Here is a 14672-nt window from a genome sequence, read left to right on the forward strand (position 1 = left end):
GACATGACGGCCCCGCCTGTGATCATGGTGGGATTCGCCTGGGTGGCGGTGGCTGCCATCGGCGTGTTCCAGCCCGACGCCTCGGTGATCCTCATCGAGGAACCGGAGACCATCCGCAAGGGCGACCTCCGGTCCCGGCTGAAGGATGCGTCGGTGATCCTTGAAGTGGTGGAATGGGAATACCAACTCGCGGGAACGGCGGATGAGTTCTTCAACGCCCACCCCGATCTCGCACCGGCCGCGATAGCCCCGGCCGTCGAGTACGCCACCCCGTTCGCCGCGCGTCTCGCCGAACGCTACGGACTGCCCGGCGCCGGGCTCGGCGCCGCCGAGCTGCTGCGTGACAAATCGCTGCTCCGCAGGGTGACCCGGGCGGCCGGCGTCCCCAACCCCGCGTCACAGGCCGTCGACAGCCCGCAGGAGGTGCGGGCGTTCATGACGGCCCACCCCGGCCCGGCGATCCTCAAGCCCGCCGACCGGGCGGGGTCCCTCGCCGCGTACATCCTCCGGTCCGTCGACGAGATCGACACGGCCTGGGCACAGTGCGTCGCGGAATGCCGAACCCTGGACGTGGCCGTCTCGGGGCCGGACCGGCCCGCCGAGGTGCGGATGCTGGTCGAGCGCTTCGTCCAAGGGCGCGAGTTCAGCGTGGAGTTGCTGGTGTCGGCCGGCCGGACGCTGTTCGCCAACGTGACCGAGACGGAGCTGTACCCGGGCCCCAGGCCGGTCGAGCGCGGACACGTGGCGCCCGCCGACATACCCGAGGAACTCGAAACGCGCCTGCGGGAGCAGACCGAGGCGGTCGTGCGCGCGGTGGGCTTCGACACGGGCCTCGTCTGCTGCGAGTGGATCGTCGAGGCCGGCGCGCCGTACCTGGTCGAGTGCGCCGGACGCCTGCCCGGCGACCGCATGGTGGATCTGATCGAGTGGGCGTACGACACGGAGCTGTTCCGCGCCTTCTGGAGCGTCCACAAGGGCGAGATCCCGACGCCTCCGCTGCCGCGGCGAGCCCGACGATTCGCGGCGGTCCGCTTCCTGCACACCGGGCCGGGCGTGGTCGAGAGCGTGGGCGGGCTGAAGGAGGCGTACGCGGTACCGGACGTGATCCACTGCGGCTTCATGGTGGAGCCCGGCACCCGTGTCTACGAACTGCGCCACTCGATGGACTGCGCCGCCTTCGCCATCAGCTGCGCGGCGACACCGGGCGAGGCCGTGAGCCGCGCCGAGGAGGCGGTCGGCCGCATGCGGGTCACGATGCGGCCGTCGTCCGGCACGCACGGATCATGAACTCTTCTCGGGTGAGCCCTCCGGATCCCGGAGGAAGGACGCCCTTCCCGTCTCGAAGGAGAACGAACGCCATGGGAGCTGGGGCTCTCGGTGAGGACTCGCTCATGACCACCGGTGACGCGCAGGCGCGCTCCCGTGAACTGCTGGAACGGCGCCTGGCCGCCGCGCTGGCCAAGCCCGCCGACACCCTGCCACCGCGCTCGGACCGCTCCGCCCCGATCCCGCTCACCTCCGCGCAGACCAGGCTGTGGTTCCTCGAACAGCTCGGCAACAGCGGTTCGGCGTTCCACTCCCGCATCGTGCTGCGCCTGCGCGGTCCCTTGGACGAGCAGGCCCTGCTCGGAACCGTCCGGGACCTGGCGCAGCGCCACGAGGTGCTCCGCAGCCGGATCGTCGAACGGGACGGGGAACCCTTCACCGTCGTCGGCAGCGCCGCGGACGTACCGGTCGTCGTCGAGGACGTGGCGCCGGCGAATCTGGAGGCGGCGCTGGCCGAAGAGTCCGGCCGGCCTTTCGACCTGGCGCTGCGGCCGCCCATGCGTGCCGCGCTGCTCCGGAGCGGCGACGCCTCGACACTCCTTCTGACGTTCCATCACATCGCCATCGACGGCACGTCCTTGGGCGTGATCCGCGCCGAACTCCCCGCCCTGTACGCGGCCGGACTCGGACTCGCCGAGGCCCCGCCGCTCCCGGCGCAGCACACCGACTGGGCAGCGTGGCAGGCATCCCGTCCGGAGCGACACGACGACCTGGACTGGTGGGAGGAGACGCTGAGCGGTCTCGCGCCCGTGCTGGACCTTCCGTCCGACCGGCCCCGGCCCGCGGTCGCGAGCCCCGAGGGCGGCGAGGTCGGACTCGTGATCGCCGGTGATCGCGCCGAGCAGATTCGTGCGGTCGCCGCGCGGACCGGCTGCACCCCCTTCATGGTGTTCCTCGCGATCTGGCAGGCGTTGCTGTCGCGCATGTGCGCGACGACCGACGTACCGGTGGGCGTGGTCGAGGCGGGCCGCCGCCATCCCAGTACGGACAGCATGGTCGGCTGCTTCGTCAACACCGTCGTCATGCGCACCGACCTCTCCCCCGACCCGACATGGGCGGATCTGCTGAAGCGGGTCAGGGAGGTGGCCCTGGACGCGTTCGCCCACGCCGACGTGCCGTTCGAACAGGTGGTCGCGCGACTCCGTCCCGACCGCAGCGCGACCTCCGCGCCGATCGTCCAGACGCTGTTCAACTTCCTCGTCCTGGACGAGGAACCGGAGGCCCTTCGGGGACTCGAGGTGACCGCGCTGAGCACACCGGTGCTGTCCGCCAAGTCCGATCTCCACCTCACCCTGGCCGAAGGACCGTCCGGCTTCACCGGCACCGTGAACTACCGCAGTGATCTCTTCGACGAGGAGACCGTGCGGGACATCGCCTCGTGGTACCAGAACCTGCTCGCGCAGATGCTGGACGACCTCGAAGGGCCCGTCGGGGCCGCGGAGCTGGCGCCCGGCACCGTGCCCGAGCTGCGCGGTCCGGTGCGTGAGGAGGCCCCCCGCACGCTGCACCCGCTCGTCGAGCGGTGGGCGGACCGCACCCCCGACGCGCTCGCCGTCGTCGCGCCCGACGGCGAGCTCACCTACGGCGAGCTCGACCGCATGGCCAACCGCGTCGCGCATGCCCTGATCGCCGCCGGAGTCTCACCCGACGATCCCGTCGGGGTCCTGCTGGAACACTCGGTGGCCCTGCCCGCCGCCCTGCACGGTGTGCTCAAGGCCGGCGCCGGCTATCTGCCGCTGGACGCGATGTACCCCGCGAACCGGATCGCCGCGATCCTGGACACCGCCGACGTGCGCACCGTCGTGACCGTGCGGGAGTTCACCGGGCTGGTCGAGGGGGGCGACCGGCGCATCGTCGTCCTCGACGACCCCGCCGTGCTCGAGGACCGCCCCGAGACCCGGCCCGACGTCCCGGTCCGCCCCGACCACCTGCTGCACGTCATCTTCACCTCCGGATCCACCGGCACCCCCAAGGGCGTCGCCGTCGAGCACGCCAGCGCGACCGACTACCTGGAAGGCGTCCTGGAACGGCTGGGCCCCGACGTCCACGGCGGCGTCTACGCCGTGATGTCGACGATCGCGGCCGACTTCGCCCACACCTGCTTCCACGCCGCCCTGTCCACCGGCGGCACCGTCCACTTCGTGGCACGCGAGACGGCCATGGACCCCGTGGCGCTCGCCGGCTACCTGGCCGACAACCCCATGGACGTGATCAAGCTCGTCCCGAGCCACTTCGAGCTGCTCGCGGCGCACGGTGACGTGGCCGCCGTCCTGCCCCGCAAGCTGCTGATGTTCGCCGGTGAGGCCCTGCCCTGGTCCATCGTCGAGCGTGCCCGTGCCGCCCGCCCCGGACTGCGGGTGCAGAACCACTACGGGCACACCGAGTCCACCATGGTGCGCATGGTGTGCGACGTCGACGACGTACCGCGGGACCTGCGCACGGGCATCGTCCCGCTGGGACGCCCGGTGGCCAACACCGCCGGCTTCCTCGCCGACCGGAACGGCCGCCCGCTGCCCGCGGGCATCCCGGGGGAGTTCCTCGTGGGAGGACCCGGTGTCGCCCGCGGGTACATCGGCGCACCCGACCTGACCGCGCAGCGGTTCATCACCGTGGACGGGCAGCGCATGTACTGCTCCGGTGACGTCCTGAGGATGCGCCGGGACGGCTGGGTCGAGTTCCGCGGGCGGGTGGACGACCAGGTCAAGGTGCGTGGCTACCGGGTGGAGCCGGGCGATGTCGCCGATGCCGTGCGGCAGTTGCCGGGCGTCGCCGAAGCGGTCGTCCTGCCCGTCGGCGAGGGGCAGAGGCAGGGACTCGCCGCGTGGCTGGTACCGGAGCCCGGTAGCCGGCTCGACGTCCGCCAGGTCCGCACCGGGCTGCGGGACCGTCTCCCGGAGTACATGGTGCCGGGTTCCCTCGTGGTGCTCGACCGCATGCCCCTGACCCCGAACGGCAAGGTCGACAGAAAGGCCCTGCCGTCGCCCGAGGCCCGGCAGGACGAGGACCGCGCGCTGCCGCGCACCGCCACCGAGCATCGCCTGGCCGAGGTGTGGGCACGGGTCCTCGGGCTTGCCGAGGTCGGGATCGACGACGACTTCTTCGCACTCGGAGGCGACTCGTTCGCCGCGGTCCGTGCCGTGGCGGCCTGCGACCCCGGCCTGCGAGTGATCGACATGTTCACCCGTCCCACCGTTCGTGAACTGGCCGCACACCTCGACACGTCCGAGTCCGGACAGGGTCGTCTGCTGCACCGCCTGAGCGGTTCCCGTGCGGCGACCGCGACGGTGGTCTGCGTCCCCTACGGCGGCGGGTCGGCGGCGGTCTACCAGCCGCTCGCCGCGGCGCTGCCGGACGACCTGGCCGTCCTCGCGGTCGAGTTGCCGGGGCACGACCCCGCGCGCCCCTCGGAGCGGTTCCTGCCGCTCGGCGAACTGACCGAACAGCTCGCCGAAGAGATCGCCGCGACGGTCACCGGGCCCGTCGTCGTCTACGGGCACTCCGTGGGATCGGCCGCCGCTGTGGCGCTGGCCCGCCGCCTGGAGGCCGACGGACGAGAGGTGCTCGGCGTGGTCGTGGCCGGCAACTTCCCGTCCGCGCGACTGCCGGGACGCGCGGCGGCCTGGGCCCACCGCGTCCTGCCGCTGGAGCGCTGGGCCTCCAACCGCCACTACCGGGACGCCCTGCGCACGACCGGCGGCATCCTGGACGACATGGACGAGGCGGCCACCGAGACCGCGCTGCGGGCCATGCGCCACGACTCGGCCGAGGCCCGGGCGTGGTACGCCGCCGAACTGGCCGCGACACGCGCCGGCCTGGCGGCGCCCATCCTGTGCGTGGTGGGTGAGGCCGACCACTCCACCGAGCACTACCAGGAGCGGTACCGCGAATGGGGTGCCTTCGCCGACCGCGTCGAACTCGCCACCATCCCCAGGGCGGGCCACTACTTCCTGCGGCATCAGTCGACCGCCCTCGCCGCCCTGCTCGGGGAACGGATCGCGGACTGGTCCGCGGGACGCCTGCCCGAGCGGGTCGCCGCGATCCCGGTACGGCCCCGCGGCCTCCGGGCGTTCTACACCGTCGCCGCCGGGCAGTTCATGTCCATGCTGGGCCACGGACTCAGCATGTTCGCTCTCGGCATCTGGGCCTACCAGCGCAGCGGCCGGGTTCTCGACCTGGCTCTCGTCACGATGCTCGCCACCCTCCCCGCGCTCCTGGTCACACCGCTCGGTGGAACGGTCGCCGACCGGGTGGACCGCCGTCGCGTCATGCTCGCGGCGGACAGCACCAGCGCTCTGGCGATGGCGGCGCTCGGGGTGCTGCTCGCCACCGGCCGGCTGTCACTGGCGGCCGTGTGCCTCATCGTGACGGTCACATCGGTCGCGTCGGCCTTCCACCGGCCCGCGTACCTGGCCGCCACGGCGCAGCTGGTGCCCAAGCCCTATCTGCCGCAGGCCAACGCCCTCGTGGGTCTCGGATTCGGCTTCGCCAACGTGGTCGGACCGCTCCTCGGCGGCGCGCTGGTGGCTTTCGTGGGCCTGGCCGGCGTCGTCGGTGTGGGCGTGGCCGCGTTCGCCGCCGGGATCGGCTCCTTGCTGGCCGTCCGCTTCCCCGACCGCGTGTTCCGCCGGCAGCGCGAGTCCTTCGGCCAGGCGCTCACCGGAGGCTGGCGCTTCGTCGTGCGGCGCAGACCGCTGCTCCTGCTGATCGGCTTCTCCGCGGTACTGAACCTCTTCGCCTCGGTGGTCTTCGTCGCCGTGCAGCCGCTCGTCCTGTCGTTCGCCGGAGTCACCCAGCTCGGTCTGGTGACCACCGTGGGCGGAGTGGGCGGCGTCGTCGGGGGACTGCTGATGGTCCCGTGGGGCGGGTCCCGGCGCCGGGCGACCGGCATGATCGCCGCCACCCTCGGCGTGGGTGCCGGCACCGTGGTGATGGGCCTGCACGCGTCCTTGCTCGTGGTGGCGGTCGGACTGGCCCTCCGGATGGGCGCCATGGCCGTGATGAACGCCCACTGGCTGTCGATCATCCAGGTCAAGGTGGGCCAGGAGCTGCAGGGCCGGGTCATGGCCATCAACGTCATGCTCGCGCTCGCCACCCAGCCCGTCGGGTTCCTCGCGGCGGGTCCGCTCGCCGACGACGTGTTCGCCCCGGTGCTGCGCGAGCACGACTCGCTCGGTGCCCTGCTGGGCAGCGGTCCCGGACGCGGCATGGCACTCCTGATGATCGTGTGCGGGGTGTGCATCGTCGTCTGGGGCACGCTCGGTCTCTGCTACCGGCCCCTGCGCCGGCTGGAGGACGACCTGCCGGACGCGACACCCGACGCCGAGACCGACCTCGACCTGAACGCCGTCCAGGAGCGGGCGGACCGCCGGTTCGCCGCCGGCCGGCGCACGGGATGAGCCCGGCACGCCGACGCCCGGCGGCCGCTCCGAGCCCGGGTGCGAAGTCCCCCGCCCCGGCAGCGCGACCGGCCCCGGAGGACGGGACGCCCCGGACGGGCCCTGCCCCGCCGCGGGCGTCGTCCGCCGGCCCCCACGCGCCTGAACCGAAGCCACCTACCCACCCCTGAGGAACGACCCGTGCCCTTGGACACCCGGACCGGCCACACCCCGCCGACGGGCCCGGCCGAACCCATCGCCGTCATCGGCATGGCCGGCCGCTTCCCCGGCGCCGACACCGTCGACGAGATGTGGACCCTCCTGAGCGACGGCACCGACGCGATCACCGAGGTGCCCGTCGACCGCTACGACGTCGACGCGTTCTACGACCCCACCCCGCGTACGCGCGGCCGCACCGTCAGCCGGTGGGGCGGATTCCTCGAGGACATCGAGGAGTTCGACGCCGAGTTCTTCGGCATCACTTCGCGGGAGGCGGCCACGATGGACCCCCAGCAGCGCCTGCTGCTGGAAGTCGCCTACGAGGCTCTGGAGGACGCCGGCGTCCCGCTGTCCGCACTGGCCGGCTCCGACACCGGCGTCTACGTGGGCCAGATGTGGGGCGACTCCTGGCACACGCAGCGTGCCGCACGCGACACGCTCGACCTGTACGGCATGACGGGAGCAGGGTTCCGCGCGGTCACCTCAGGGCGACTGTCGTACGCCTTCGACCTGCGAGGCCCCAGCATCACCGTCGACGCGGCCTGCGCCTCCGGGCTGGTGGCGGTGCACAACGCCATGCAGGCCCTGCGCCTCGGCGAATGCCGTACGGCCGTCGTGGGCGCGGTCGCGCTCGTCCTCCATCCGGAGGAGGGAATCGGGTACTCCAGCGCGGGCATGCTCGCCAAGGACGGCCGCTGCAAGTTCGGCGACGCGTCCGGAGACGGCTTCGTCCGCAGCGACGGCATCGGAACCGTGATCCTCAAACCCCTCTCCCGGGCCCTGGCCGACGGGAACCGGATCCGGGCCGTCCTGCGGGGCTCCGCGGTGGGCAGCGACGGCCGGTCCGGCGGATACCTGGTCGCCCCGGGAGTCGAGGGCCAGCGCGACGTACTCCTGCGCGCGTACGCCGACGCGGGCGTGGATCCGGCGGACGTGGACTATGTGGAGGCCCACGGCACGGGGACCGCGGTCGGCGACCCGGTCGAACTCGAAGCGCTCGCCGCGGTCCTGGGCGAGAACCGGCCCGCCGACCGCCCCGCCCTCGTGGGCTCGGTCAAGACCAACATCGGGCACACCGAGGCGGCGGCGGGAATCGCCGGCCTGATCAAAGCGGTGCTCTGCCTCGAGAAGCGCGTCGTCCCCCCGAGCCTCCATTTCCACGAGCCCAACCCGGCCGTGCCCTGGGGGTCGCTCCCGCTGACCGTCGCGACGCGGAACACGCCTCTGCCCGACAGGGGCCGGCCCGCCGTGGTGGGCATCAACAACTTCGGGATCTCCGGCACCAACGCCCACCTCGTCCTGGAAGAACACGTGCCCGCCCCGGAGCACGCCGGCGACACGGCGACGGCGACGGACCGCGCCGAACTGCTCACCCTCTCGGCCGCGACACCCGAGGCACTCAAGGCGCTCGCGGCGTCCTACGCGACCTTCCTGACCGCCGAGGACAGCCGCTCGTACCGCCTCCGCGACGTCTGCCACAGCGCGGCGCTCCACCGCTCCCACCTCGACGCCCGGCTGGCCCTCCCGGTCGTCTCCCGTGAACAGGCCGCGCTCGGCCTGCGCGCCTTCGTGCAGGACGACCCCGAACCCACCCTCTCCTTCCGGCAGCACACCGACTCCACCCGGCGCCCCCGGATCGCCTTCGTCTTCCCCGGCCAAGGCTCCCAATGGTTCGGCATGGGCCGTGAACTCCTCGACACCGAGCCCGTGTTCGCCCGCGCCCTGCGGATGTGCGACGCCGCCGTCCGGACGGAGACCGGCTGGTCGGTCGTCGACCTGCTGCGCCACGGTCCCGAGGAGCGCCTCGCCGACAGCGATGTCGTCCAGCCCGTTCTGTGGGCGATGGAGATCGCACTGGCGCAGCTGTGGCGCTCCTGGGGCGTCGAGCCCGACGTCGTCATCGGCCACAGCATGGGCGAATCCGCGGCGGCCTACGTCGCCGGCGCACTGAGCATCGAAGACGCCGCGGCCGTCATCTGCCGCCGCAGCCGGATCGCGGGGCGCCTGTCCGGCCGCGGTGCGATGGCCTGGGTCGCCATGCCTGCCGCCGACGCGGCCCGGGCGCTCGCCGGCCACGAGGGCGAGGTCGCCGTGGCCGCCGCCAACAGCCCCACCTCCACACTGCTTTCCGGAGACGTGGACGCGCTGGCCGAGGTCCTCGCCGCGCTCGACATCCGGCAGATACCCAACCGGCTCGTCAGGGTCGACTTCGCCTCTCACTGCCCGCAGATGGACGTGGTGCGCGACGACCTCCTGGCAGCCCTGAAGGATCTGTCCCCCCGGCCGTCGTCCGTGCCGATCCACTCCACGCTCCTCGGCGAGGTCATCGACGGCTCCGGCATGGACGCGGCCTACTGGGCCCGGAACATCCGTGAACCCGTCGACTTCGTCGGCGCGGTACGGCACCAGCTCGACACCGACGACGACACCGTGTTCGTCGAAGTCAGCCCTCACCCCGTGCTCGTCAACGGCATCAAGGAGACCGGCCGGGCGGCAGGACGGGACGAGACGACCGCCGTGGGGTCGCTGCGCCGCGAAGAAGGCGAGCGCCCGGCCCTGCTGGCCGCGGCGGGACACCTGCTCACCGCCGGGGTGCCGGTCGACCTGGCCGCCCTCGTCGACGGCGGCCACTTCGTCCCGCTGCCCGGCTATCCCTGGCAGCGCACCCGGCACCGGCTGCCCGAGGCCGCGTCGGACCGGACGCCCCGCACCGGCACGGCGACCCCCGCACGGCACCGTCCCGGCACCGCCGCCGCCCGGGAGGCGACGACGGATGCCACTCGCCACGTCACCGGTGACGGGCCCGCGGCCGTGACCGCGGCCTCGGCGACCGCAGCAGCCGCGACCGCGGCCTCGGCGCCCCGGCCCGCGGACGACCTCGCCGGCCGGCTGTACGACCTCCAGTGGAAGGATCTGCCCCGCGTCCACGCCGCTGCCGCGCCGGCCGCGCGCGGAACATGGCTGGTCTTCAGCGACAGCGGGCCTGTGGGCAGAGCGGTGGTCAGAGGACTCGCGGCCGAGGGCGAGGACACCCTCGTCGTCACGGCCGCCGCCACCTACCGGGCCACCGTCGACCGGGTGCGGATCAACCCCGCCGACCCCGCCCACTACGCCGCCGTGCTGGACGAGATGGCGGAGCGGGGAGGATGCCGCGGCATCGTGCACCTCTGGTCCCTGGACGCGGACGCGGGACTGCACGCGACGGCGAAGGAGGGGGAGCGGGCCCGACTGCTCGCCTGCGGCAGCGTCGTCCACCTCGCCCAGGCCCTCGACACCCACGCGCTGCCCGGCGCCCCCGGACTGTGGCTGATCAGCCGGCACGCCCAGCGCACCGCACCGGACGACCGGCGCATCGCGCCCTTCCAGGCGCCGTTGTGGGGACTCGGACGTGCTCTCGCCGCCGAGCACCCGGTGCTGCGCACCCGTCTCGTCGACCTGGACCGCAGCCCCAAGAGCATCGCCGCCCTGGTCATGGACCTCCTCGCACCCGACGACGAGGACCAGATCGCCCTGCGCGACGGCACGCGCCGCGTCGCGCGCCTGGTGGCCCACAGGAAGCCGTGCGGGAACGACGTACCGGTCGCCGCGCGCCTTTCACTCCCGCGACCCGGTGTCATCGACGACCCCCGCCTGGAACCGGTACCCCTGCCCACCCCGGCGGCGGACGAGGTCGCCATCCGTGTCTCGCACGCCGCGCTCGACCACCCGGACGCCCTCCGCGCCGGAGGCCGCCACCCGCTCCACGACGGTCGGCCGTTCGTCACAGGGTGCTCCGGGACCGTGATCGCCGTCGGGGACGGCGTGACCGACGTGGCCGTCGGCGACCAGGTCATCGCCCTCGCCGAGGGCGCGCCCGCCACACACGTCGTCACCAGAGCCGTCCTGACGGCGCCCAAGCCCGCCGACATCACACCCGCCGAGGCAGCCACCCTGCCCTGGGCATACCTCACCGCCTACCACGCGCTCCACGATCTCGCCCGAGTCGGCGCGGGCGACCGTGTCCTCGTCCACGGCGCCACCGCAGGCACCGGTCCGGCCGCCGTCAACGTGGCCCGATGGCTGGGCGCCGACGTCCACTCCACGGTGCGAGGCGCACACCACGGGCAGTGGACGGCCGAGCGGGGAATCCGCCATGTCGCGGACTCCCGCTCACCCGAGTCGTCCTCCGTACTGCGCGAGACCACCGGCGAGGCCGGCTTCGACGCCGTCGTGAACACCGGCACGGTTGACGGCATCCCCGTCGATCCCTCCCTCACGGCCCCCTACGGCCACTACCTGGAACTCACGACCGGCCACACGGGCGACCGCGCCCCGCTGGACCGGAGCCTCCTCGCGCCCAACCTGTCCTTCCACGCGATCGACATCGCCCACATGGTCCGGCACCAGCCGCAGCGAGCCGGTGCCGTGCTGCGGGCGACGGCCGGACTCGTCGGCGAGGGAACACTCGCGCCGCTGCCGTACCAGGAGTTCAGTGCCGCGCGAGCCGGGGAGCTCTTCCGGCCGACGACCGGGCCGAGGCACGTCGGCGAGATCGTCCTGGCCTTCCCCGACGACGTGCTGCCCCCCTCACCGGCACGCCGGAAGACCACGGAGTCCGCTCCGGTGCACGCCGTGGGCACCTACCTCATCACCGGCGGCACCGGAGGCATCGGAGCGGAGCTGGCCTCCTGGCTCGTCGACCAGGGCGCCCGCACCCTGCTCCTGACCGGCCGGACCCCGCTGCCCGACCCGGCGACGGCCGCTCCCGACCACCCGCGGGCCGCGCGGTCGGCCGTGCTGCGCGCTCTCACCGAGCGGGGCGTCGACGTTCAGTACGCGGCCGTCGACGTGGCCGACCACCGGGCCATGCGCGCTCTGCTCGACGAACGCGTCCGCGACGGCAAGCCTCCGCTGCGCGGGGTGTTCCACGCCGCCGGGACATACGACAGCGTCCCGGTGGGCGACATGACACCTGGGCGACTCGCCTCCCTCCTCGAGGCCAAGGTCTCGGGGGCCTGGAACCTGCACCGCCTGGTGCAGGGCCTGCCACTGGACATGTTCGTCCTGTTCTCCTCCGCGTCCTCCGTCCTGTCCTCACCCCTGCTCGGCGGCTACGCGGCCGGCAACGCGTTCCTCGACGCCCTTGCCCACCACCGTCTCGCCGAGGGCGCCCCGGCCACCTCGGTCAACTGGGGCTACTGGGGCGATGTCGGCATCGTCGCGCGCGAGGAAGAGCGGGACGGCCGAAGCCCGGTCCCGCGAGGCATGTCGAGTTTCCCGCCGGACGAAGGTCTCACCGTGCTGGGCGACATCCTCGCCCGGGGCACCTCGCACCACACCGTCCTGCGGATCGACTGGCCGTCATGGGCGCGCACCTACCCGGTGGCGGCGCGTGTACCGCTGCTCAGGGAACTGGCCCTAGGTGACACGCACCCCGCGCCTCCCGTTCCCCACGGCGCGGAGCAGCCGCAGCCCGTGGAGGCGGGCACCGGCTCCGAGCCGGTCCTCGTCGCGCCTGCCGCCACGTCGCCGTCGCACCTGCCGGATCCCGCCCCCGCGTCCCGGGCGTACAGGGATGCCGAGGTCACGGAGGTGCTGAAGCAGGTGGCTGCCGAGATTCTGGAGGTGAAGCCGGAGCGGCTGAGTACGACCCGGCCGCTCAACCGGATCGGAATGGACTCGATGATGGCGGTTCAGTTGAGGAATGTCATCGATCGGCGATTCCAGGTCAAGTTGCCGATGGGCAGGATCCTTCGGGACGCCTCCATCGCTTCCCTTTCCCAGGCCGTCACCGGTGCTCAGGCAGACGCCGCGGCAGAAGGAGCATCCGCGCGATGAAGACCCCCGACCTGTACATCGCCGGGCTCGGCGTGTACATCCCCGAGATATTCACCGCCGAGAAAGCCGTGGCGCTGGGACTGTACGACGCCGAGGACCACCGGTACCAGGGGTGGACCGGCGCGGCCGTGGCCGGCGACACACCGGCACCGGACATGGCTGTGCGCGCAGCGCTTCAGGCCGGTGAACGCGCCGGTATCCATCCCCAGGACCTTGCCCTCCACATCCACGCCTGTGCCCACCGACAGGGGCCGGGAGCCTGGTCGGCACAGCACTACATCCTGCGTCACCTCACCGACCGCGACATCCCCGCCTTCCACGTCGGGCAGGCGTGCAACGGACTGATCGGATCGATCGAACTGGCCGCCTGCTACCTCCAGGCCGTCCCCGAACGCGAAGCGGCCCTCGTCACGGGCGCCGACAACGTGGGCACTCCGCACTTCAACCGCTGGGCGTCCCTCGAGAACGGGGTCATCGCCGACGGGGCGAGCGCCGTACTGCTCACCAAGCGGCCGGGTTTCGCCAGGGTCCTGTCGATCAACAGCGGGTCCACCGCCGAGGTCGAGGCGCAGTTCCGCGACGAGGAGTTCCCTCCCGTGAACGCCGGAGAGCACGTGGACGCCGGGGCTCGGCCCGCGGCACCCGCGACCACGGACGAGGCCGTCGCCGAAGCCGTGGGCCGCCAAGGTGAACTGCGCACCGAGCTCGCTCTGCGCACGGTTGCCGAGGCGGATCTCGACATGGGCGACATCACCCGCGTGGCGCACATCTTCACCGGCCGGAAGAGCTATCTCAAGGGCATCCTCGATCCGCTGGGCCTGAGCCCGGAGCAGGGACTGTTCGAGTTCGGACGACGGCTCGGCCACATGACGGTCAACGACCAGATAGTGGGACTCAACCATCTCGTCGAGACGGGACAAGTGGGTCCCGGCGACCACGTCCTGATCGTGGCTCATGGCGGCGGTGTCTCCATCACCTGCGCGGTGGTGCGCATCGAACACCAGCCGTCCTGGGCCGTCGGGGAGGCGCGCGATGCCGACTGACGAAGCGGTGCCGCGGCTGCATGCCGGAAACGCCGGCGGCGGCGCGTTCGGCGGTGACTGGTTCCGGGTGATCAAGCCATCGGCGAAGCCACGGGCGCGACTGATCTGTTTCCCCCACGCCGGTGGCGCGGCGAGCTTCTTCCGGGAGTGGGCGGACCTCGTCCCCGAGGAAGTGGAGCTGGTGGCTGTCCGCTATCCGGGCCGTGAGGACCGTTTCCTCGATCGGCCCGCCGCGCGCATGGCGGATCTGGTCGATCCGGTGGCGCGGGCGTGCTTGGCGTCCGGCGGCGTTCCGCTGGTGTTCTTCGGCCACAGCATGGGCGCGTCCGTCGCCTACGAGGTAGCACTCCGTCTGCGGTCCGCGGGCAGGAGCCGGCTCACGACCCTGTTCGTCTCCGGCTCCGGGGCGCCGGGGCACAGCGGGAGATCGGGCGAACCGCACCTGATGAGTGACGCGGAGATCCGCGAGGAGATCTCGCAGCTGGGCGGCACGGAGGCGAGTGCGCTCGAAGACCGGGAGTTGTGGGAACTGATGATCCCGTCGATCCGCGCGGACTACCGGTTGATCGGACGGTACTGGGCTTCGTTCCGCGCGCGACCCCCGCTCGACGTGCCGGTGGTCGCCTACCACGGCCGCGCGGACAGGGACGTGGACGCGGCTGCCGTCGCCGCCTGGGCCGACACGACGAGCTCCGCCTTCGTCATGCGTTCCTTCGACGGCGGCCACTTCTACCTCAAGGACCGGGCCCCGCTTCTGGTGGCCGACCTGCTGGCCCGCCTGACATGAGCGGCCGGTCCGCTCCCCGATGAAACCGGGCTACTCCCGGACACCGGAAGAGGGCACCCGCGACAGAGGGCGCCTGTGAAAGAGGGCGCCTGCCCAGTGACGGTG

Annotated in this window: 5 protein-coding genes; all 5 read left to right on the forward strand. The window is 72.6% G+C overall.

The window, feature by feature from the left end; translation table 11 throughout:
* Positions 1-3: 3 nt before the first annotated feature.
* The 5 genes from ACWCPM_RS13825 (at position 4) to ACWCPM_RS13845 (ending at position 14567) form a co-directional block, all read left to right on the forward strand.
* Positions 4-1287, forward strand: a complete 1284-nt coding sequence (locus tag ACWCPM_RS13825; RefSeq protein WP_450976355.1) for an ATP-grasp domain-containing protein — start codon at positions 4-6, stop codon at positions 1285-1287.
* Positions 1288-1358: 71 nt separating this feature from the next.
* Positions 1359-6722: a non-ribosomal peptide synthetase/MFS transporter gene (locus ACWCPM_RS13830; protein ID WP_450976356.1), complete on the forward strand. Its 5364-nt coding sequence runs from the start codon at positions 1359-1361 to the stop codon at positions 6720-6722.
* A 180-nt stretch (positions 6723-6902) separates the two neighbouring features.
* A complete protein-coding gene (locus ACWCPM_RS13835) occupies positions 6903-12737 on the forward strand; it encodes an SDR family NAD(P)-dependent oxidoreductase (RefSeq protein WP_450976357.1) in 5835 nt (1944 codons plus the stop codon).
* Positions 12734-13780, forward strand: coding sequence for a ketoacyl-ACP synthase III family protein (locus ACWCPM_RS13840; RefSeq protein WP_450976358.1), 1047 nt, complete (start codon positions 12734-12736; stop codon positions 13778-13780). The genes ACWCPM_RS13835 and ACWCPM_RS13840 overlap by 4 nt, the downstream gene beginning before the upstream one ends.
* Complete coding sequence (locus tag ACWCPM_RS13845) at positions 13770-14567, forward strand: thioesterase II family protein (protein ID WP_450976359.1); 798 nt, start codon at positions 13770-13772, stop codon at positions 14565-14567. The genes ACWCPM_RS13840 and ACWCPM_RS13845 overlap by 11 nt, the downstream gene beginning before the upstream one ends.
* Positions 14568-14672 lie beyond the last annotated feature (105 nt).

The sequence above is a fragment of the Streptomyces sp. NPDC002309 genome (genome assembly GCF_053593375.1).

Bases quoted from the DNA above. Each gene is read 5' to 3' on its own strand.
- ACWCPM_RS13825 (WP_450976355.1), top strand. From the start codon at position 4: ATGACGGCCCCGCCTGTGATCATGGTGGGATTCGCCTGGGTGGCGGTG.
- ACWCPM_RS13830 (WP_450976356.1), top strand. From the start codon at position 1,359: ATGGGAGCTGGGGCTCTCGGTGAGGACTCGCTCATGACCACCGGTGAC.
- ACWCPM_RS13840 (WP_450976358.1), top strand. From the start codon at position 12,734: ATGAAGACCCCCGACCTGTACATCGCCGGGCTCGGCGTGTACATCCCC.
- ACWCPM_RS13845 (WP_450976359.1), top strand. From the start codon at position 13,770: ATGCCGACTGACGAAGCGGTGCCGCGGCTGCATGCCGGAAACGCCGGC.